We start from the raw sequence: 22,494 nt of genomic DNA, 5'->3' as shown, positions 1-22,494 counted from the left end.
TTCTATGGATTATAGGTGAATTGTTTTCGCACTGTCGACGTAGTGGTTGGACGGGAGCGCGATGGCACCGGTATGCGGTATTCAAAATCTAATGGATACATAATAGGTCTACTACCAATAACCATTGATGGAAGCGGGCGAGATAAAAAACCCTGGAGTTGGGCACGACGTGGTGGATTAATCCCGTCAAAACGCACCTTTGTTAGATATGCTAAAATATCCGTTTCAATTCTAACATCATTTTGTAACTCGGTTTGGCGGGTAGTAACAACAGAATTGTAAAAAAGATCATTTGCTTCACGCTTCATTTTACTCATTTGTGAAGCGGCCAACCAGGTGTAGGCATCATTCAAAGTGTACTGGTTATTGTGCACAGAAATATTGGGCATTGTGGCAAACTGTGATAAGTTTCCTACTGTTTGATAGCCCAGGCTACTATAATTTGGTTCATTACTGCTTGCGGGCACTACATTTGGATCTAATAATGGAATAAAATCGCCGCTGATGTTAAGCGTTTTCGCCGGCAACTTATATTTTCCAAGTTCGGGGATAAACACCAGAGTTAAAGCTTCCCGGGGGCTGTTACTCATCGAAATGATCATGTTTTTGTTGGGCTTTAGGTAACCTTTGTATCTCCTATTCCTAGGAGTCGGGGGCAAATTTGTGGTCCTAGCTTGCATTTTGCCCAATTCCTTAAACTCGCGATAAAAGTTGTTCATAACGCTAAGTCGAGGGTCATTTGAGATGAAGCGATTGCCTTCGGTAGCATGTGAAACCTGAATTAACGCCGACTCATTATCAAAGCCTGGTTTTTCCAGTACATCAAAACCTTCCCGGCCCATATCTATTTTCGTTGCAATCATCCCATAACTGGAGATTGAGGTTCCAAAAGTTATACTGTTCATTTTTTCGGCAAATGAGTTGAAGGTACTGGTACGGAAAGGAAATTCGTACAACAAGGTGATTGTAGTTTTCTTGCTGGTTGCTGTTGCCCCAAATTCGCGATTAGCGATGTTTACGGTGCTTTGGTAGTTATTTAATATTGCATTTCCTTCTTCGTCAAGCTCCTCTATGTTAATGAGGCCAACAGTTCGCTGCTCAAGCCGCTGTATAGTAGTGTAAGGGCGAACGAATTTCAACTTTTCTACAACATCAAGCATTGGATTTGGCGTGGTTTGCTTTACAATTTGCAGGGTATAGGTTTGGTCGTTTGCCAGCGTAGGTATCTTAAAGCTCACCAAATCTGCCACAGTATTATATTCAATTGGCGTTTCGCGTGTTTGGCCTCCGTTTACGGGAATAAATCTAGCCAAAAAGCTATGCACATATGGGCTAGAAAAGTCTGCACCAGTCTTTACCTTGCTCTCTGTTTGGAACAAGTAATCTTGTTTCTTGATTAACACATGACCCTTACCCGCACGGCTGCCAAGTTTGGGGTTTTTTCCTTCGTTTTGCAAGAAATTTGGTTGACGAACAATTGGGTACGTAGCTATTAAGTTTTCGGGCACAATATGGCTGGGTCGTTCTCCGGTCTTAAATTCTAGTTCGCGGGTTTCGTTAGCTATTTGCCCGTTTACCACCAGATCGTGTTGGCTGCCATTGGCAGCATATTCTTTTACCCTAACTTCAACGTAGGCTTTGTAATTGCTAAGTGGCTCCAGGGCCTCTGTAGTTTGTAGAGTAGATGTATAGCCGTCTTCGGGTGTTATTGTCTCAACCGGTGTTAATCTCGAGGTATCGGCTTTTTTCAGGATGTGTGCATAAACATAAGGCTTAAACCTTCTAATTACATAACCTTCGGTAGCCTCTTCCTCAATTTCTATTACCTTATCCATCGGAAAGTTAAAGGCCGTTTGTACATCGGTAAACACATTGGTTGGCGTGCCTTCTTCAGTGGTTCGCATATCGCTAATAAACTCAATGCCCGCTAATGGATCACTGCTTACAATGGTACATGGGTCGCCAAATTCCATATTAAAATTGCAACGGCCCTCTACAAGCCCGCCGAGTACGCTGTACTGAAATGCCGCCCTGCCCTGAAAGTAGTTGGGGTTTGGTAGTTTAGCTCTTAAAACCAATGCTGCGGCCGCTTTCAATATGCTAATTCTGTAGGTTTTGATAAAGAGATTTATCTTAATGCCGATATCGCCCTCAATGCCCGCATAGGCCTGCCCCTGGGCATACCAGCCGTTTATGCCGGGTGGCCTACCACTTTCGGCACAAACCCGGGTACTGTTTTGCGAAATATTAACATCAAAGCCCAGCATCCCCCGCAGTTTGGCATAAAACATTAAAAATGAAAATTCTGCCCTTATATCTAAGCTTGCCCCAAAGGCAAAGCCCTGCCCGGATTGGGTGGTCGCAGTGCTTCGTACCCGCACAACATCACCTTCCGTTAAGCCATTATCCAACGGCTGTTCTCCTCCATTTAAAATGGTAGTGATAAATTCGGGCAATGGAGGTAAATCGGCCGGTATGCCGTAGCCTACCATAATATACGATTTGGCTTCTGTTTGAAATATTTTTACATCAACATAAAGCCCAGCTCGTTCATTCACAGGCCTGTCTTTGCCCATGTGAAACCACCATTTACCAGCGTCTTTTCCACTTATGCAGGCAAACAATTCGGCACCTACCAGCCAATCTTTTTCACCAGTGTCTGTTGTTCCAGCACCTTTTATTACATCATACACATTTAAAAACACATCAAAATTGCCTCGAACTTGTTTGTTGCCTTCTATATTATAATATCCAAACTTCACGTTGGCCCGTACTGGCGGGGTGCCGTTACGCTCGTTCAGCCCACTCATTACATAACCGTTACCCTCAAATTCAATAAGCGTTAACCCGTTACTTTCGCTAAATTCGGCACGTAAGGTAACATCCATGTTAAACACCTCTTTTTTTGGTTGGGTGGCCAATAAAACGGTAGCCATAAAGCCTAAACTGGCATCTTTATTAGGGGTGTATATGTTTCCGGAGGATTGGCTATCAGAGGGTAATTGTGTAGCCTGGGCGGCCGATGCTTGCGGTGCTCTATTCAAGGTCATGTGGTGATATGCCCCTCCACCAAAGCCGTAAATGGCAAAACCACTAAAAATTGTAACTCCCGGGTCAAATTTGATAAGCCCATCTACATACCAGTAATTGTAATAGGAATCTTTGATTGCCGGATTGCCCTTACTACCGAAACGAGCTTCTAATTGGCCTGCAATACCCATGGGGAGTGTTGCTGAAATTTTACCATGAACACCATCGCCGTAAGTGGCATCGTCTTGATAGAAATTGAGCGAACCGACTAACTTAAAGCCGCTAAACTCACATTCTATACCGATCTCTGTAACATTTACATCTCGAACGGCGAAGCTAAATGATGGCGATAGTGTCATTTCGCCAACAACTTCTAGTCCCGCACGTCCCTTAAACCCAATGTTGGAAAGCGTTAATTCGGTAAGGAAGCCCAACTTTGGGAGAACCTTTCCATCTTCCTGTCCCATACCAAGCGATATATTTCGGATATTGAGTGGAAAACCTCCTGCACTGTGCTGTGGCGAAGCGAAAGAAAATACCATTACACCAGCGCTGTCTTTTTTGCTTACATTCTCAAAGGTAAAGAAGTTTGGATCCTCGGTGTCGAAACCAAATTTCTCAAATTTAATTCCTTTTAAGTTTAGGCCGGGTACATTGCTAATTCGGGTATTATCGAGGCTGATATGTCCATTAAATAACCCCTCAAATCGGGCAACAGAAATGTTTTGGTTGCTCAAACTAAAACGCAAAAACGAGGAACTTTCCAAAGTCATGGAGGCTTTCCACATTTTCATTTTCAGTGGTTTATCCGCGGGCACATTTATTTGGAAATTGTAGGCTATTTTGCCGTCGGTACCCACCGCCAACATAGATGAATAATCCAATCGGCTGTCTTCTTCAAAAAATGGGGCGCCCAAACTTCCTGCTAAACGGCCATTAATTGATCGGGTTTGCACAATTCCTACGCTTACGGTATCTAAGCTGATCCGCCAGCCGCTGCTGGATGCTTCTGCGATGTTTACGGCGCTTACAAAGCCGGTAAATCCGCTATTATCAATAAGCATATCGGTAATATTAAAGCTTCGCCTCGGGCCGCCGGTATCTTCGCCATCGGTAAGTGCTTTTGGTGTGCTTACCTTAATCGTTTTTAGGTAGAAACCTTTCCAGGTGTTGCGCAAACGTTCGTCTCCAGTAGCACCGCTACCGCCCAACAGCGCCATGTCGTAGCCTGCGGGGAACCGCATGCTCGCGTCGTTGAGGCCCTCAGAGAAATCGAATACGGCATCTTGAACTTTAAAGCCCCAGCCCGGCCAAAAGCTAAACTGGAAAGATTTTGGGAAATTAATAGTTCCAATAAAACCCCACTGTTCGCCCCTGGTAAGCCTTTCCCGATCTAACGAGAGCGAAAGTTGCCCGGCTACCTGGCCCGTTGCTTCCACTTGTCCCGTTGCCTCGTCTTCAGGAAGAACAGTTTCTCGTGGGAAACGTACTTCCATAGCCAGTTTAAGCGACTTAAAACCCTGACAATCCCAAGATAGTTTGGTTATTTCACTTGGGTCGCTCGCTGCGCCTTCGCCTACCCGTGTGCGGCCTTTAAATACCAACGAATGCTTATCAACACTTACATTGCCAATAACGAGGTCCTTTTCTAAATAGATATCGAACGATTCACTGAACCCACCGGGTACAATGCAGGCTTCGCCTGCAAAAACAACTGGATGGCCCGCAAACTCGCCGGGCATTTCGTAGCCTAACACCAGTTTGGCACGTGCCTCGGTTGGGCTAAAGCCAATTGAATCGATCTGGGCGGTAATTTTGTGCCCTTGAATGGATTGGTCCCAGCCAAAGGGAACCGATAGGGTTGAAGGCCCCGAACCGATTTCGGCCAACCCGGCCGGGCCAACCTTTGAGGCGCCTGCAATATGGAAGATATTGGAGGCCAGTCCGCCGCCACTCCCTTTTACCGAGCCACTGAAAATCCGCTTGCCGGTTGTGCTGTTGGCTACCTTGATGTTGGTAAAATTAACCAATACCCGATTAACAATGAACCCAAAATTTGTAATAACGCCCTTGCCACTATAAGTTGTTGCGTTGCTGGTAGAAATTTCGGTTATCTCCATGGTAAACAAACCTACATTTACCTGTTCGCCAACGTTTACGGCAATGGCTGTTGGCGTTGTACTTTCATAATTCCAAACTTGCTGGCAATTTAACTCGCAGGCATTTCCAATTGGCGGTGTGCTTGCTGCTATCTGTTCGCCGTCAGGATTAGGGCCAACTGTAAATTTCCAGGTTGGGCTCTGATGGTATTCTTTTCCTTTCCACGTTCCTTTTGGATACATAAGCCAACGCACACGCCAGTAATAGGTGCCAGTATCCAAAATTTTAAACTGTACCCGCTCATTGCGGTACACTTCGGCTAACACAGTATTCCAGTCAACTTTTTCATTATTAGCAGTTGAAGATAAGAACTGCTTATCTAGCATAAACTCATAATGGTTTAATACCTCTTCAAATGTTTGTGATTTTGAAACCTCCAATACACCTTTTTCTAAAATACTGATGTTAAAGCTTCCTTCGCCAGATGTACGGCTCGCCTGAACAACATCAAACGGCGAAAGGGTTTGCATTTTAGGTGGATCCGCCGTTTTAAAGTCAAATGCTATCGTGCCGGCTTTTTGAGTACTATTGTTTCTGGGATTATTGAGTACCGGAGTTCCCATACCCGCAATAAACTCACCATTTATGCGCTGCGAAAGGCTTCGTCCGCCAGCATCTTCTAAGCTAAGTTGCGCATTCCAGTGATGTGTAACCCCACGGTCTTCGAAATCAAAATAGCGGTATCTATCTGGTTTAGATGTAGATGGGCTTATTGGCAGATGCTGCGCTTGCTCTTGCGTCATCGACAGGTTGCCGGTGGCATTTCGCTGAGCGATAAGCGGGCCAAAAGGCCAGTTGTTCACCCCTTCATTTAAAACAGTTTCGCCAGTTGTGCTGTTTGTGATCTCAAATTGTGCTCTCGCTTTGCGATAATCATCGCTATATGGCGAATATACCACAATTACAGGCATCCCCCTGAAAGGCATATAGGCGGTGTTTGATGGGTAAGACTTGAGCTCAAGTGCTTGTGAGGAAGCTTGCTCGCCCCAAACAAATGCGTAAACAGGGCTTTGGCCATTGTTTTGAATAGGCAGGGGGTTAAAAGGGTCTGTTGATTTGGCAATAATTTGTAAGGCATAGGTATTGCCCACCTGAAGTGGAGAAACAAAGCCCACAGGCATAATTTGGTGGGTTACCACTCGGGCGGCATCGGGAAAGCTATAACGATAAAAAGCCAATGGTTCGCCCGGAATGTTGATGGCCTGCATTACCTGGTTAGGGTCGCGATGGTCGTTCGGCAAAAGCTCCGCCATTAACACCGTATACTCAATGTTTTTCCCTGGAGGCAAACCCGCAGGTGCCTGCCAACGAAGCAAAAGTGACCCGTCTGCGCTTGGCTTTAATTTTATTTGTGTTGAGGCATCTAAAATACTGCTCACGGTATTTATACTTTGCAACAGGGGAGGTTCATACGTTCGTGCCAAAATAGTAGCACATTGATTGGCATCTGTATTAACGGGGTTTTGGTAATTGGGCATATTTATTTGAGGATCTACCTCAAAAGCCTCAAAGCATAACTCGTAGGCACCTTCGGGAATACGTCCGCTACCATCGGCCACCGAAAAGTAATTTGAGGGAGGAACACTTCGCCCACCTTCAATAATTTCTACATTATCGAAACTATAAATGGAGCGTAAACGATCGCCTGTAAATACCTCTGTGGCGTTAGGGCCGAGGTTAATATAATTTGAGGGCGTGGTGCTGCTACGTTTTGTTTGTACGGTGAGCGCACTTCCCGTCAACCTGCCTTCCAGCACAACTGTTACGGGGTAGTTTCTTTGGTTGGTTACCCGCAATAGCGTACGATCTACTAATCCATTCAAATCGTTAAGTTGCGCAGCAATTTCATGCCCGCCCGTCAACGTTGTATTTATCTGTACAAATGAGTTCTGCTGCGCTACTAAAACAGGCGCATAAAGTACAAGCAGTAAACTGATAATAAATTTTATTTTTTTCATGGCTAGAAGCGTATCGAGTAACTTAAGTTGGTTCTAAATTCAGAGAAATTGGGGTAGGGCCCAATGCCCGCCTTATAGCGGTTGGTGAGGTAGCCGCTGTTAAGAGAGACGGTGTGTCTTTTAAAAGTATAGCCAGCAGCTATTGAGGTGTTTGATGTTAAGCCGTCTCCCTGGCCCTCGCTTTTTCTAAACTGGATGCTTTCGCTCAGCGTGGTACGTAGCTTATTGTTCAAAAACATTTTCGTGAGGCTTAAATTTGGGCTAACATTGATGATTTTACCATTGTAAACCGCTGTATTGTTATAAGCCACGCCGGCACTGGCGTTAATTTTTTGGCTAGGCCATGATAAATTATAATTTAACGAGCCGATAAACGTATTGGCATTGGTGTACGCTTCGGTAAAACGGTTAAGATCGTTGGTGTTTTGATAGTTGCTGCTTAACGTAAACTGATGAGAAAGCCCACTTTTAGGACTGATGCGGTAACTTACTACGGCACCATAGTTGGCATTTACCACTTTTAGGGCTGTAGAATCGTTAAACAGATCGCCCACGCCTTGATTTTGGCTCGTTCCGAAGTTTCCATAATCCAGGTTGATGTTCAAGCGATCGGTGGCGACGATATTTACGTTTGCCGAATAAATTTTGCGTACAGTAGTTGCGTAGCGTGTATCGTTTAGGTTGTCTCGCCCGCCACCAAATGAAAGGTTTACCGACACTTTTCCCTGCCATAAATTAAGCGATGGCGCAATAGTAAATTGTTCCATATCGTTTTGAAAGTAATAAGCACCCAGCGAACGGTACCCGGGATCTATCCGCTTATAAACCCCACGTACATTGCCGAGGCCAAAGCTGTAGCCCAACGATGTATTTATGGCCTTGTAAAAGCCACTGCTTGCATTAACAGTTGCAAAACGATCTAAAAATTTAGCCAGCGGAATGCTTGCCGAATCGAGAATTGAAGCCTGCCGGGTATCTCTGGTAAGGAAGCTTCCGCCAATATCAAGATCGAAGTTTAAGCGATTTTTAAAAAAGGCGAGGTGCGATTTAAGGCCGATGGCAATGTTTTCTTCGGGCTTTATCTTCGATTTCGAAGAAACTGAATCAATTGAAGTGACATCATCCCAGGCTTTGAAAAAAACCAAGTCTACAAATTTGCTTTTACTGCCAAAGCCTAATTTAGCAGCATAACCCATTCGTTTATAGGTGGGCCTAATGTACCCGAATGAACCCATTGCTAAGGAGTCTTCTTGTACGGCACGGCTAAACCGCCCGTAAATAAAACCGAAACGAAGCCATTTGGGATTAAGCTCAACGCCGCCCCCTAAAAAATTAGCGCCAGCTAGTGTATAATCTGAGAATTTTACATTCCGATAGCCGGCATGTACAGTTATCCACTTATAATAAGGACTTACACCATATTGATTAAAGGGTTGCGAAAACCGCCGCTCTTGTTCACTAATTACAAAAGAAAAGGGAAACGTAATGCCATAGAGCGTAACTACCGGAGCACCTGTAATATTCCAGAAAAACGGTTGCCGGCGGTTGGCAATTCCCCAGGAGTTATAAAAATTGGTGCCCACGGTTAGCGAGCCGTTAAAAGTGATCGGTTTTTGATCTGGCAGGCGCTCCAAATCCTGTCCTTTAGCTAAATGATGAGCCAGAATAAATAAAAATATTTGTATAATGGTAATGTTTTTTTTCACGCCTCGATTTGGTTAATTTTCTTTAATACTTGGCTGGCAAGTAAATAAAAATGGAAGAAACCGACCTGTAAATAGCCGACAGAAATTACATTGCCAGCTTAAACGGAATGAATTCAAATACTAGATTTATTGGTTAAAACATCGATTTAGTTTATTTTTGAACCATGCGAAGGCTTATCAAGCTACTAAACGAAACTCACCCTGCCCATGATAATCCGGTTGGTTATTTAAAAACAATTACCATCATCGGCATCGTGCTGTTTGCAATTTTGTGGGTATTTAAACCCTTTAACTTCCACCACCTTCAAGAGGATCGAATATTTGTAATGGCGCTACTTTATGCCGGTACTGCTTATGTTACGATGTTGATTTGTTTGATCTGGATTATTGCCTTTCCGCGCATATTTGAGGCAAAAACCTGGACCCTGGGTAAAGAATTGTTAATAATTTGCTATCAGTTTACCACCATTGCATTTACAGTTTGGTTGTTGACGCGATATTTGGGTGGCTGGAAGCCAGGGGGCCAGAGCTATTGGACTACGTGGTTTATGGTTGCCAAGGGGGGGATTTTGCCTTATTTTGTAGCTACCTCAATTAAGCATGTTTACTTACTTAAGAAACATGTGAAGGATGCTGAACTTATGCAGCAGCAGGTAACTGAACACAAGGCTTCTGTAGCCGAGCAGCGGCTCCATATTCCGCATTTGTTGCCACCAGTAAACTTTAATGAATTTCTTTTTGCTGAATCGGATGGCAACTATCTGAAAATCCATGTTAGCCGCTCAAATACATTACTCAACTACACCGTAAGGCTTACGCTGAAGCAATTTGAAGCCGATAACTCGAGCTTTACAAACCTGTTTCGTTGCCATCGAATGTTCTTAATTAATTTGGCACACATCAATCAAATAGCAGGTAATGCCGCCGGATACCTCGTTACTTTAGGAGATGATTTAACACAAATACCAGTTTCGAGGGCAAAAGTTCCATTGCTGAAAACAAAATTGGCCGAACCGAGCGAATAGGCCTCATAACATTATGCAATTGTTAAAAGCCATTCCTAATTAAAACATTTATTTGCGTTACCAAATGCCGTAGAAGTATTGCAGGGGAATTGCGCTTTTCTTCGTTAACTTTTTTCTGTTCTGTTTACGCTAACCCCAAAACTATGCATTTGTATTTGCTACCGAAGCACGAAAAACATGAAGATTTTAACTCGTTGCCGTGATTTATAATATTTCGAAGGTTAATTTATTTATACGGTAGCCTTGTTTTTGAGCGGATTTCTCTGGTAAACGTTTCAAACTTTGAAAATATAAAAAAAAATAGCTATATTATACGTGAACTCGCCGTTTCAATGCAGTATAGTAACTAAGGCCAAAATTTACTGATCATTAACGGTGGTTCGGTCCCTACAATTATCAAATTTATTAACTGACAACCAATTACTGCGCCACTTTAGGTAGCGAGGGGGCTCTCTTTATATTTTATTGCGAAAGCTCTTTTTGTAAATGTAGGCTCATTAATTGGGTTAAATGGATCTAGCTTTTTTTATGCACAAAATCACTGCGTTCTTCAATCAACATCACCCCGCACACACTAACCCGATTGCCTATTTGCGTGTCATTTCGATCATCAGCATACTGGTTTTTTTTATCCTGTATATTTTTAGGCCATTTGACTGGGCTTTTATAGCAGATGCACAATTATTTATCGCAGCGCTCGTTTCGTCCGGCGCTACATTTTTGGGCTTATTGCTACTTTACCTGTGGTTTTGGTTGTTTCCACATTTCTTTGACGAAAAAAACTGGAGCCTCGGGAAAGAGCTGCTTTTGATCATTTATCAGTTCACTGTTGTATCAGCGTTTATTTGGCTGGCAAGACACTTTTTCGGCCATTATTGGGGATTGCCGCAACGGAGTTATGCTTTTACATGGTGGACGGTCTGTATTACGGGTATCATTCCTTATTTGCTGGCCACTTCAGTAAAACACATTTTCCATTTTCGTAAGTACATACGCCAGGCCATATTAATAAACAACAACTTGCCGAACAACGATGTTACCCTAAGCGGCGAATTATATTTAACGAAATCGTTTGATAGCCTACGAATAGTTGGTTTTCTGTTTATGGAAGCGCACGGCAATTATGTCACTGTTCATTGCATAGAAGGCGTGGGCAATCAACTTAAGCAACACAACATCCGCTGCACTTTGGCGCAGGTAGAAACAAACAATAAGGAAAACCTCATCTTGTTCCGTTGCCACAGAGCATTTATCATTAATTTGAATTCAATATTACAGGTAGATGGAAATGCAGCGGGCTACCAGTTAACATTACATCCCGATTTGCCACAGGTGCCTGTTTCACGCTCTTATGCTAACGAATTTAAGGAACGACTGGCCTCAAATTTTTGCCATTCATCACAAATATCTGCTAAATATCCCTAAATAAGCCATGTAAGGGCACATTTATGTACCATTGTTAAGTTTTTATTCAACACCAAACTTCAACTATGTACAAACAGTTCGACCCGCCTGATGATTTAAAACATCTGGTTTGTTTTTTTTACATGATGGAATACAGCTGCCTCGATGAGCCTTTACAACCTATACTGCCGTCTGGTACCGAAATTATGGGCTGGCAATACGCCGGACATTGGCGAGTTCAATATTGTAATGGATATGAACCTTGCGATTTTTTACTGCCCGAGTTTTATACTGCAGGGCAGCAAACCAGCTGTTACCATTTAACGGCAACAACAAAACATACAGGCATTATAGGCGCTGCATTGCAGCCAGGAACATTATGGCAGATATTTAAACAACCCGCTGAACAATATACACAAGCCATAATAGAAACCGGCGAATTATTTGCCTATAATTTATTAAAACCGGCTATAACCTATTTCAGAGAAGCCAACGATGTACAAACGCGGCTTCAACGGCTGATCGCTTTTTACCGCGAATTAAACAGCACCATACAATTTGAACATAGTTTGGTTAACCAGGCGCTTGAATTTATATTCGATTCGAAAGGTTGTATCACAATGGAAAAATTGTGTGTACGCATGGGCGTAAACGAGCGCTATTTACAAAGACACTTTAAAATGCGAATTGGAGTAACCACCCAACAATACATTCAAACCATCCGTTTTAACAATGCTTTTGCCAGTTTGATGTTAACACAGGGCTGCAAAAAAGCAGAAACAACCGCAATGTTGTACAATTACTATGATATTTCGCACTTTAATAAAGATTTCAAACGTTATTTTGGCGAGGCACCTACTACCGATTTACTCACTAAATTTTCCCTTCTTGGCGACTTGATGCTCGAAACGCCCTATCCTTTACAGGTACAAGATAGATTCAGCCCCATGTGACGAAAAAGACATTTAACATTTTGCACCGATGCAAACGGTTAACAGGCTCGTAACTACCAGATTAAAAAAGAACAGCGATTTACGGCCTTTTAACCGGCATTTTTATTCAACATTAAATAAACATTATGAAAAATCTAAAAACACTATTTACGCTTTTAATCGCCGTTTTATGCTATAGCTGTACCGGTTCTACAGGAGGCGAAGGTGATAAAACCGGTACTGAAACACCGAAAGAAACACCTTCGGGCGAAACGCAAAAAGGTGACTATACCCGCCTTTATGCCATGGGCAATGAGTGCAAAATTACGACCGAGGAAGTAGCAAACCTCTTTGATGTGGATGCTAGTAAGATTACGACCAGAGTTTTTCCTGCCAACAGAAGTGCTGATGTGAGGTGCGAATATCGTTTGGCGCTTGGTGATAACACGGTTGTGTTTAAGGTTTCAGCATTCCGGTCTACGATGGATCAAGTTACAAAGTCATTTAAAGAATGGACCGATCCCACTTATGTTTTTTATGACTACGTCTCACGTAGTGCTTCTGGCGACCAGTTGATCGAGAAGCATGTCAATCAGGAACGCTTGTTCGTGTTAAACCCAAATTATGAAAACGAGCTTTTTATTGAATACGGCATTGATTTTAGTGCCCGCTATAAAGAAAAGTTAAATGCAAGTGAAGCGCAGAAGGCCAAATGGAGTGCGGAGGAAGAGAGAATAAAGCAGATAGCATACAAAGCAATCGATTTTCTTGAGGAAAAATATCGCGATTAGTACTTGCAAAATCGCGACTTAAGGTTCCGATTTTGGTTTTTATCAGAATAAACGGGTTTGACTATTTAAATTTTAGTAACCATGGTTTAAGATAGCGTAATTAAAAAATGAGGCCGTCTCAGCAAGACGGTCTCTTTTTTTATGATTATTATTACTGAGCAGTCTGTTTTTATCTAAAATATCCTCGAAGCGTTGCTTCGTGGTCATTGATTTATCAGTGGCCGAAAAAACCGCATCAGGAAACAGAGTTGATCAAAGATGCTCGAATGGAGAAAAGGATAAATTGACAGGCCGAAAAAAGCGGATACCACAGGATGGGATTGCTAAACCAGGAAATTTCAGGTGAGGTTAGCATCGTAAAACATATTTTAGCGACGATCACATTTAGTGCTTTTCAAGATTGCATTTTTATAGCACCAACTTCATCGCTAGCCAGCAATCGTTCGCAATCTATCAAGAGCATACCTCACAAGAACAAGGCATTGGAAACATGAACCAGGAACTGGCAAAAAAATCGTTCACCAAAACCACGTGAATTCTGTATTATTTTTTCTACCCTGCACTTGCAATTTCCGAGCATGAATTATTGCAATCAGTATTCCTTCCGAGATTAGCGTGTTTTAAAGAATAACCATGTAATATTTATACTACAAATTAGAGCGATGTGCAATGAAATAGGATATCCGGAAGGAATTTGCTTCAAAAATATTTGTCTTTATACTTGCGATATCTTTAAAAACAATGATATGAAAAAAACATTATTAATGCCCTTAATCGCAGCCGTTGTGTTAGTTGGCTGCAAAAAAGAATCAACATCAACTGCGCTCGCCCCAACAAAATTACAAAACAGTTATGGCAACTTACCTAAGTTTAAACCAGAAGCAATTACAATAGGTGATGTAGGCTTTTCAATTAAGCAGAATCTATTTTCTTCCTTAACTGTGCTTAATACAGAAACATTTAATGTTTATTCCGGTTCTGGCAGGCCTAGTAGAAATAACGGTTCAACTACTTACAACAGATTAACTGTGCAAACAGATGAGCAGGTAGTTTTGGATAACCATCAAAGGTTAATTTACCCTGGTTCACTTATAAAAGGTGCGTCAGTAGCTAATCTGAATTTCGATCCAGTTGTCGGGTTTGAGAAACTACCAATCACTGTTTCGGTTTCGATCCCTGCCATAAATGGCGTGGTAAGCAAAGTAATCACGAATCCTAACCTTTCCACATCCAGAACAGCAATTAACGAGATCTTAAACCAGAACATAAGCGGCGACCAACTATCGTCATTCACCTTTGATTTAAACAAATTTACCACTTATGATGAGTTGAAATTATCATTTGGCGCCAATGTAAGTATTGGAACTATTTTCAAAGCGGCATTTAAGGATAGTACAACTCGTATAAGCTTGAAAACTGGATTAATTGCAAAATTTGTACAAAGAAACTTTACACTCGATATGGATATACCGACTAATGGCCAATTACTGGCAAACAACGTCGATCCTGCTACGCTCGGCGCTTATTCTCCGGTATACGTTTCCTCAATTACTTACGGAAGAATGGCAATTATGGCTATAGAATCTAACTACGATTATAACGACGTTTATACCGCTTTTAATGCTACCTTGTCATTTATAAAGGCTGGCGGCAGTATCAATATCACCTCAAGTCAGAGAAAGATTGTTGAAGAATCGCAAATTAACATCTACGCCCGAGGAGGAGAAGGACAGGAAGTTGTAAAGTCGATCAAAGGATACGATGAGTTTGTAAATTATATTATTAGCGGAGGAAAATTCTCAGTGAATACACCGGGTGTTCCATTATTCTTTAGTTTGAATTATCTTACTGATCATACTTTATTCAAAACAACTTTCAAAGTAACGCAAGAAGGTTCTTCATCTAGTTACGTACCGGGAACCGACCGGGGTAGCAGGGGAGGTCGATAATGCAGATGAATGTCGCATAAAAAAAGCCGATTCTTAACTGAATCGGCTTTTATAGTATTTACTTGTTTTAAAATCTTACTCCAAAAGTTAAGAATACGTTGTTTCTGTTATTCTTGGTTTCAGCAATAGGTTCCGAATAATCGTTTAAGATATATGGGCTCGAGTTGAGCGATTTGATCTGATAATTTTGATACGTTAAATCAAAATAGTAATTATCAAAACGGTACCCTAAACCACCGCTATAAATTTCGGCTTTAGAGTTGCCAAGGAATTCATCTTTAATTCCGTTGCCGTTAACGCCATAACCTGCTCTTACGCTAAACGCATCATTTACCTTTACTTCGGCGCCAACTCTATAATTAACGGTTTCTTTGTATGAGTTTTTTATCAAGGCATTACTGCTGTTAATCTCCGAAATATTTGAATTATCATTTGCAGAAAACCGAATAGATGAATAATCGATATAATCAACATCTGCAGAAATCAATGCTCTACCACCAATAATGTAACTGATACCGCCAGAAGCCTTTGATGGAGTACGTAAATTGTATGACGAATAGAAATTAATAGGCTCGTTGTCCGACTGATAATCAATCAGCGTATTGTTAACCTGGGCAAAGGTGTTTTCCTCTACATTCATCCAGGTTGGCGTTTGAAAGTTAATCCCAATCCGCAATTCATTAACTGGCCTAAAAATCAAACCAAGTTTCATATTAAAGCCCGAACCTTTAGTTTCCTGATTCATCGATTGAATCATCGAATAACTTTCGTCACCACCAAATGCGTCGGCATCTTCATCATAGAAATTTAGAATTCCGGATTCGCGAAATACCATATCGCTAATATATTTTACATTAACGAAACTCGCAGTTGCACCGATATACAGTTTGTTTGAAAAATTAAGTGCTCCTGCTACGTTAAACTCAGAAGTTGATCCTAATCTAGTTTCAGCAAAATTTTGATCAAATGCTGGATTAGCAGAATATGGCTCGGCAGAAAATTTTGTTGGCGACCCAGGAACATCCCTGTTAATCAAATAGCTTCTATAAGCTTCGCCTCCAACACCTCCATCAATGCCGTTACGCTCGGCATCTTCAACGTAAAAATCTCTAATCGAAGTATTTGTGTTCGTTCCACCATATTGGAAATTGTTTAGGAAATCGTTATTGCGATTATAGCTTAACCCGAACACCGTACTCACCAAACCGTTAGAAACATCAGCGCCCTTTGCCTTATAAGCCGGACTATAAAATACTACGCCAACGTTGTTTAAATTAATTTGACTTTTATCGCCCGTTGTAGTATTGCCCAAAAATGTGCTCTTGTTTGATACACTGTTGAACTCTGGTGTTAAACTGAATTCTGATTTGGTAAATAATCCTAACCCTGCAGGATTGGAACTTATTGACCCAATGTCACCACCGACGCCAATTTGTGCACCACCCATTGCTTTAAAACGGGCAGTGCTTCCATAGTTCATTTGCGAAAAGTCAAATGCGTTTCCTGCTATGGTTTGGGCATGCAATGCCCCCGAAGTGGCTGCCGTTGCCACTAGTATCGACAAAATATATTTTCTCATGTTGTGTGTGTTTATTTAAATTGACCTAACCTCTTCCGCCTCTTGTTGGTCTTGATGCGCCGCCACCGCCGCCGCCACCTGATGACCCGCTGCCACCTCCGCTACTTGTTGGTGGAGGTGAGTAAGTAGGTCTACTTTCCGTTCTTGCTGGCGGAGTATAGTTTTGATTTCTTGTAGGTCTGCTGTCTTGTTGTTGTGGCGTATAGCCCGAGTTTCTTGTAGGTCTGCTGCTCGCATTATTATTTGGAGATACTCTGTTTCCGTTTTGATCTACATAGCCACTTCTGCTTGGTCTGCCATAATTTGGAGTCGAGGTAACCCCTCCGTTTCTCGGCATACGATTGTCAACACCACCAGGCCTAGCTCTCCGGATGGTATTCGTGTTGCTATAAACGCCGCCACCATAGTAGCCGCCGCCTACGCCCCAGCCACCACCGTACCAGCCGCCTCCCCAACCATAACGATCGTAATAAGAGTAGGGGCCCCAGTTGTTCCAACCGTAAGGATTATTCCAGCCGTAACCGAAATTGCCATAATAAAAAGGATTATTCCAAATACTTCCGTATCCATAGCCTATGCCAAGGCCGCCGCCCCAGCCACCTAGGCCGTAGCCGTTATACCAGCCATTGCCGTAACCAAGATAGTTGGTAGCGCCGTAGCTGTTGCCATAATAATAATTATCAAAATAGGGGTCGTAGTAGCCTTGCCAGCTATAGCCGTTGTAAAAGCGATTGATCCTCGAAGAATAATCCATATCGTAATACGGGTTACTTGTACCGTAATACTCATCATATTCTTGCTGCCCCTGCTGGCCCTGTTGTGCCTGCGCCTGATTTTGAGGCGGAATGTATGGCTCAACCTCCTTAGCTTTCGCTACGGTATTGTAAACATCGTCAGAGGTGCTGGTTGTCGCCAATTTCGATGTACTGCACGCTGCCACCAACCCTGCGGCAGCGATCATAACAATAGGTAAAAATTTAATTGGTTTCATTGTGTTTATATTTAGTAGTGTGTGTGCACTAATTTAACAAATAACTTCAAAACTAAAGAATTATTAACTAATCGGTAAGTCATAAAATGATATAAATTTTTAGCTAAGGCATCTTAATCGTTTCTTAGGCATAAATTTATAAATTTGTGCGCTAATCTTCCAGTTTTTAACACACAAATTACGTTCCAAATACATTATATGAGCAAAGAAATTACAAGCAGAGCAGCCGATTATTCGCAGTGGTACAACGATATTGTTTTAAAGGCCGATTTGGCTGAGCACTCGGCCGTTCGTGGCTGTATGGTAATCAAGCCCAACGGCTATGCCATATGGGAAAAAATGCAGGCTGTACTCGATAAAATGTTTAAAGATACCGGACACCAGAATGCCTACTTCCCGTTGTTCATCCCAAAGTCATTTTTTTCTAAGGAAGCCTCTCACGTAGAAGGTTTTGCAACCGAATGCGCCGTTGTGACACATTATCGCCTTAAAAATGACGGAAACGGCAACATTGTTGTTGATGAAACAGCTAAACTAGAGGAAGAACTCATTGTTCGTCCTACCTCAGAAACAATTATCTGGAATACCTACAAAGGCTGGATCCAATCTTACCGAGACCTGCCGATTTTGATCAACCAATGGGCAAACGTTGTCCGCTGGGAAATGCGTACACGTCTGTTTTTACGAACCGCAGAGTTTTTATGGCAAGAGGGGCACACAGCCCATGCTACAGCAGAGGAAGCTATTGAAGAAACCGAGCGCATGCTTCATATTTATGCCGACTTTGTCGAAAACTGGCTGGCCGTTCCTGTAGTAAGGGGCCGAAAATCGCCAAACGAGAGGTTTGCCGGTGCAATTGATACTTATTGCATTGAGGCGCTAATGCAAGATGGTAAGGCGCTACAAGCCGGAACATCGCACTTTTTGGGGCAAAACTTCGCAAAGGCATTCGATGTTAAGTTTACCGGAAAAGATGGAAAGTTAGATCACGTTTGGGCTACATCGTGGGGCGTTTCTACGCGTTTAATGGGTGCACTTATCATGGCCCACAGCGATGATTCAGGTTTAGTAATTCCACCAAAGCTAGCACCAATTCAGGTAGTTATTGTTCCAATATACAAAGGCGAACAAGAACTTGCCAAGATTTCTACTTATGTAAACGAACTTTCGATGCGCCTTAAAGGCATGGGCGTTTCGGTAAAATACGATGATCGCGACACGCAACGCCCGGGTTTTAAATTTGCAGATTACGAAATGAAAGGTATTCCCGTGCGCATAGCTATTGGCGGCCGCGATATGGAAAACAAAACCGTAGAAATTGCCCGGAGAGATACCAAGTTAAAGCAAACCATTCCTCAGGAGGGATTGGATATTTACATTGTTAAATTGCTCGAGGAAATTCAAACCAGCATGTTCGAAAAGGCGCTTGCCTACCGCGACGAGCACATTACTGAGGCCAACACTTACGAGGAGTTTAAAGCGCTTCTTGATGGTAAAGCCGGTTTTATTGCCGCCCATTGGGATGGAACACCAGAAACGGAACAAAAGATTAAGGAAGAAACAAAGGCCACCATTCGCTGCATTCCATTGGATAACAAACTGGAAGAAGGCAAATGTATTTATTCCGGAAAGCCATCAATACAAAGGGTACTTTTCGCGAGAGCATATTAATTAGTCTTGAGATACGAGATGTGAGATAGGAGACTAATCCCTCATGTCTCACATCTCATATCTGTTAGCTCACAACTTAAAAAGAAAGAAATGAAATTCGCAACTAAAGCAATACACGCAGGTCAAGAGCCTGACCCTACAACCGGCGCAGTAATGACGCCGATATATCAAACGTCTACCTATTGGCAAAAATCGCCTGGCGATAACAAGGGTTTTGAGTATTCGAGAGGTACAAACCCTACCCGGAAGGCTTTGGAAGACTGTTTGGCGGCACTTGAGAATGCAAAATATGGTTTAGCCTTCTCGAGCGGCATGGGCGCAACCGATGCCGTTTTAAAGTTGTTACAACCTGGAGATGAAGTAATTACGGGCAACGACCTGTATGGTGGCTCTTACCGCATGTTTACCAAAATTTTCACTAAATACGGCATCAAGTTCCACTTTATAGACCTCACCAATCCCGAAAACATACGTCCTTTTATTAACGATAAAACAAAATTGGTATGGATTGAAACGCCTACCAACCCAACCATGCAAATTATCGATATTGAGGAGATTGCCAAAATAACAAAGGAGAAAAACCTGATTCTTACGGTCGACAATACCTTTGCATCACCTTATTTACAAAACCCGATAGATTTGGGTGCCGACATTGTAATTCATTCAGTAACCAAATACATTGGCGGCCATTCAGATGTAGTAATGGGCGCATTGGTCACCAATAACGATCAGTTGTATAAAGACCTTTGGTTTATTTATAATGCCTGTGGCGCTACACCTGGTCCTCAAGATTCATTTCTGGTGCTACGAGGAATAAAAACACTGCATTTGCGTATGAAGGCGCACTGTGAAAACGGAGAGCGCATTGCCCATTTTTTAAAGAACCACCCGAAGGTAGATAAGATTTATTGGCCCGGTTTTGAAGATCACCCCAACCACGATGTGGCCAAAAAGCAGATGCGCGGCTTCGGCGGCATGATTTCAATCACTTTAAAAAACGCCGACCTTACCGAAACATTCAGGATTGCATCGAACTTTAAGGTTTTTACACTGGCCGAATCACTGGGCGGCGTAGAGTCTTTAATCAACCACCCGGCAACGATGACACACGGCTCAATTCCGAAAGAAGAAAGAGAAAAAGTGGGCGTTACCGATAATTTACTGCGTTTGAGTGTTGGCGTTGAGGATATTGAAGATCTTTTAGAAGATTTGGGCAATGCTTTGGCTGAGGTTTGAGGTTTGAGATTTGAGATGGGAGATATGAGATTTGAGATGCCAGGTGTATAGAATAGCGACATTATATCCATTGTCTTATAGCTCATATCTCACCTCAATTGTCTCCTATCTATTATAAAATGCAGTTTCTGGAGTTGAAGAATTTTCTGGATAGTAAGGTAGCGCAGTACAATCAACCGGGATTTATTGCGAACGATCCTGTGTGCATTCCCCATCTTTTTACCAAAAAACAGGATATTGAAATTTCGGGCTTTTTAGCCGCGGTTTTGGCCTGGGGGCAACGCAAAACCATCATCAGTAAGTGTCGCGATTTACTTAATCGGATGGATAATGCGCCATTCGATTTTGTGCTTAACCATACTGATCACGATTTAAAAGGCCTGCTGGATTTTAAGCATCGTACCTTTAACGATACCGATTTGCTCTATTTTATTGCTTTTTTTAAAGCGCATTACGCCAAATACCACAGCCTCGAAGATGCATTTATTCCGCAAGAAAACATTTATCAGCCGGGTTATCTCGACAGCGCATCATTAGCGAGCGAAGGTTCGCCTGCTTCGGGTGTTTGTTTTGAAAGCGAGCTTCATTTCACCCTAGAACAATCGTTAAATCATTTCAGAAGCTATTTTTTCTCGCTCGATGATTATCCGCACCGCACAAAGAAACACATTTCATCGCCATTGCAAAAATCGACTTGCAAGCGCTTGAATATGTTTTTACGGTGGATGGTGAGGCAAGACAATAATGGCGTTGATTTCGGCCTGTGGAAAACCATTAAACCCGACAGCCTGATCTGTCCTTGCGATGTTCACGTAGATCGGGTTGGTCGTTTGCTTGGGCTTATTAAACGGAAGCAAACCGACTGGACCACCGCTGTTGAGCTTACCCAAAGCTTAAAACAGTTTGATGCCGGCGATCCGGTAAAGTACGACTTTGCGCTTTTTGGACTTGGCGTTGAAGGCATTTTGTAACTATTTTGGAATGATTATAACGAAAAGTAACTCAAAATTCTTTTTTTTGAATCTATCTTCATATCATTACATATAATTCTGTGCGCCAGTACAGAAAAGTCTATCCCTAAGTTTATTACAAATGATTGCAGTTACTCTATCTGATGAAGAGAGGTGGAAGAAGTATAACAATTTTTCTCCCTTGATATCAATTTTTAAGAAATTTCATCCGCTCAACGATGAGATCGAACGACGTATTAATCAGCATACTTTTCCGATCAGTTATAAAAAAAACAAATTCCTCGTATCGCCGCTGGATAGGAACAGATATCTTTTTCTCATTGTAAAAGGAGTGGTAAGGGGCTACATAAAAGATGGCGACTCAGAGATTACCACCTGGTTTGCAAAAGAGAATGAAATTGTTGGAACGATAAGAAATTTGTGGGTAGACGGCGATTCTGAAGAATACTTGCAGGCGTTAGAAGACGTAGACCTCATTGCAATACCACATGTTCTCTCAGAATATTTATATGAAAATTTCGCCGAGGCAAATGTTGTAGGCCGAAAAATGATGGAACTATATTATCGATCTGCCGAAGAACGTGCCTTTTTATGTAGAATTTCATCTGCAGAAAAAAGATACAAGCGTTTTCTAATTTCTTTTCCAGATCTGATAAATCGCGTGTCGCTAAAACACATTGCCTCGTTTTTGGCCATACGTTTAGAAACACTGAGCAGAATAAGAGCTAAAATATAAGACAACAAGTGCAACTTTTTCCACAGGTCAATCGTAAAAGGTCGACCTTTTTTTATGGGAAAATTTTCAAATTAACTCTAATAATGTATGTCTAATAATACAATTTAACTGATACTTGTTGATTAATATCAAAAAAGCGGCCATTTTTTCGGTTTTATTTCCAGCGGCTCGTTAAAAGTAATTCATATTGCTTTACTTTGTAGTATATATAATACGATTTAATAAAGTTTTTGTTCGGTTCGTATTCCCGACGACCCTTTAAAAAAGATTTTTAAAATACTTTCATTAAGCCCCTAACTAACGAGTTGTAGCTAATAAAATGTTAACCTAAAATCATCTTGCTTAGGAAATTGAA

At 42.0% G+C, this 22,494-nt stretch carries 13 protein-coding genes; 9 read left to right on the top strand and 4 right to left on the bottom strand.

What is annotated here, in order from left to right; genetic code table 11:
* Window positions 1-2: 2 nt before the first annotated feature.
* Complete coding sequence (locus IZT61_RS02435; protein WP_196099614.1) at window positions 3-7,148, bottom strand: hypothetical protein; 7,146 nt, start codon at window positions 7,146-7,148, stop codon at window positions 3-5.
* Between the two features lie 2 nt (window positions 7,149-7,150).
* Window positions 7,151-8,854: a hypothetical protein gene (locus IZT61_RS02430; RefSeq protein WP_196099613.1), complete on the bottom strand. Its 1,704-nt coding sequence runs from the start codon at window positions 8,852-8,854 to the stop codon at window positions 7,151-7,153.
* Window positions 8,855-9,018: 164 nt separating this feature from the next.
* On the opposite strand from IZT61_RS02430, the gene IZT61_RS02425 reads away from it, so the two are divergent.
* The 5 genes from IZT61_RS02425 to IZT61_RS02405 all read left to right on the top strand — a co-directional run bounded on the left by IZT61_RS02425 (window position 9,019) and on the right by IZT61_RS02405 (window position 14,955).
* Complete coding sequence (locus IZT61_RS02425; protein WP_196099612.1) at window positions 9,019-9,879, top strand: LytTR family DNA-binding domain-containing protein; 861 nt, start codon at window positions 9,019-9,021, stop codon at window positions 9,877-9,879.
* A 510-nt stretch (window positions 9,880-10,389) separates the two neighbouring features.
* On the top strand, window positions 10,390-11,304 hold the full coding sequence (locus IZT61_RS02420; RefSeq protein ID WP_196099611.1) for a LytTR family DNA-binding domain-containing protein: 915 nt from the start codon (window positions 10,390-10,392) through the stop codon (window positions 11,302-11,304).
* A 65-nt stretch (window positions 11,305-11,369) separates the two neighbouring features.
* Window positions 11,370-12,236: an AraC family transcriptional regulator gene (locus IZT61_RS02415; protein ID WP_196099610.1), complete on the top strand. Its 867-nt coding sequence runs from the start codon at window positions 11,370-11,372 to the stop codon at window positions 12,234-12,236.
* A gap of 125 nt (window positions 12,237-12,361) precedes the next feature.
* Window positions 12,362-13,006 carry a hypothetical protein gene (locus IZT61_RS02410; protein ID WP_196099609.1) on the top strand — a complete coding sequence of 215 codons (645 nt, stop codon included), beginning with the start codon at window positions 12,362-12,364 and terminating at the stop codon, window positions 13,004-13,006.
* A gap of 746 nt (window positions 13,007-13,752) precedes the next feature.
* The gene (locus IZT61_RS02405) at window positions 13,753-14,955 is read left to right on the top strand and encodes a thiol-activated cytolysin family protein (RefSeq protein WP_196099608.1); all 1,203 of its coding nucleotides are present in this window, start codon (window positions 13,753-13,755) and stop codon (window positions 14,953-14,955) included.
* Window positions 14,956-15,022: 67 nt separating this feature from the next.
* On the opposite strand, the gene IZT61_RS02400 is transcribed toward IZT61_RS02405, so the two are convergent.
* Together IZT61_RS02400 and IZT61_RS02395 are read right to left on the bottom strand one after the other, a co-directional pair.
* Complete coding sequence (locus IZT61_RS02400; RefSeq protein WP_196099607.1) at window positions 15,023-16,534, bottom strand: OmpP1/FadL family transporter; 1,512 nt, start codon at window positions 16,532-16,534, stop codon at window positions 15,023-15,025.
* Between the two features lie 25 nt (window positions 16,535-16,559).
* Window positions 16,560-17,525, bottom strand: coding sequence for a hypothetical protein (locus tag IZT61_RS02395; protein ID WP_196099606.1), 966 nt, complete (start codon window positions 17,523-17,525; stop codon window positions 16,560-16,562).
* 198 nt (window positions 17,526-17,723) lie between these two features.
* Between IZT61_RS02395 and proS the strand changes: the two genes are divergently transcribed.
* The 4 genes from proS to IZT61_RS02375 all read left to right on the top strand — a co-directional run bounded on the left by proS (window position 17,724) and on the right by IZT61_RS02375 (window position 22,139).
* Window positions 17,724-19,196: a proline--tRNA ligase gene (gene proS, locus IZT61_RS02390; protein ID WP_196099605.1), complete on the top strand. Its 1,473-nt coding sequence runs from the start codon at window positions 17,724-17,726 to the stop codon at window positions 19,194-19,196.
* Window positions 19,197-19,253: 57 nt separating this feature from the next.
* Entirely contained in the window at window positions 19,254-20,432 is a 1,179-nt protein-coding gene (locus tag IZT61_RS02385; protein ID WP_262895718.1) for a cystathionine gamma-synthase, read from the top strand.
* A 119-nt stretch (window positions 20,433-20,551) separates the two neighbouring features.
* The gene (locus IZT61_RS02380; protein ID WP_196099603.1) at window positions 20,552-21,403 is read left to right on the top strand and encodes a TIGR02757 family protein; all 852 of its coding nucleotides are present in this window, start codon (window positions 20,552-20,554) and stop codon (window positions 21,401-21,403) included.
* A gap of 121 nt (window positions 21,404-21,524) precedes the next feature.
* Window positions 21,525-22,139, top strand: coding sequence for a Crp/Fnr family transcriptional regulator (locus tag IZT61_RS02375; protein ID WP_196099602.1), 615 nt, complete (start codon window positions 21,525-21,527; stop codon window positions 22,137-22,139).
* Window positions 22,140-22,494: the final 355 nt, after the last annotated feature.

It is taken from the genome of Pedobacter endophyticus, from assembly GCF_015679185.1.
Lineage (GTDB): Bacteria > Bacteroidota > Bacteroidia > Sphingobacteriales > Sphingobacteriaceae > Pedobacter > Pedobacter endophyticus.
The sequence above is the reverse complement of the archived record's forward strand: the minus strand, read 5'-3'. Positions and strand labels throughout refer to the sequence as shown.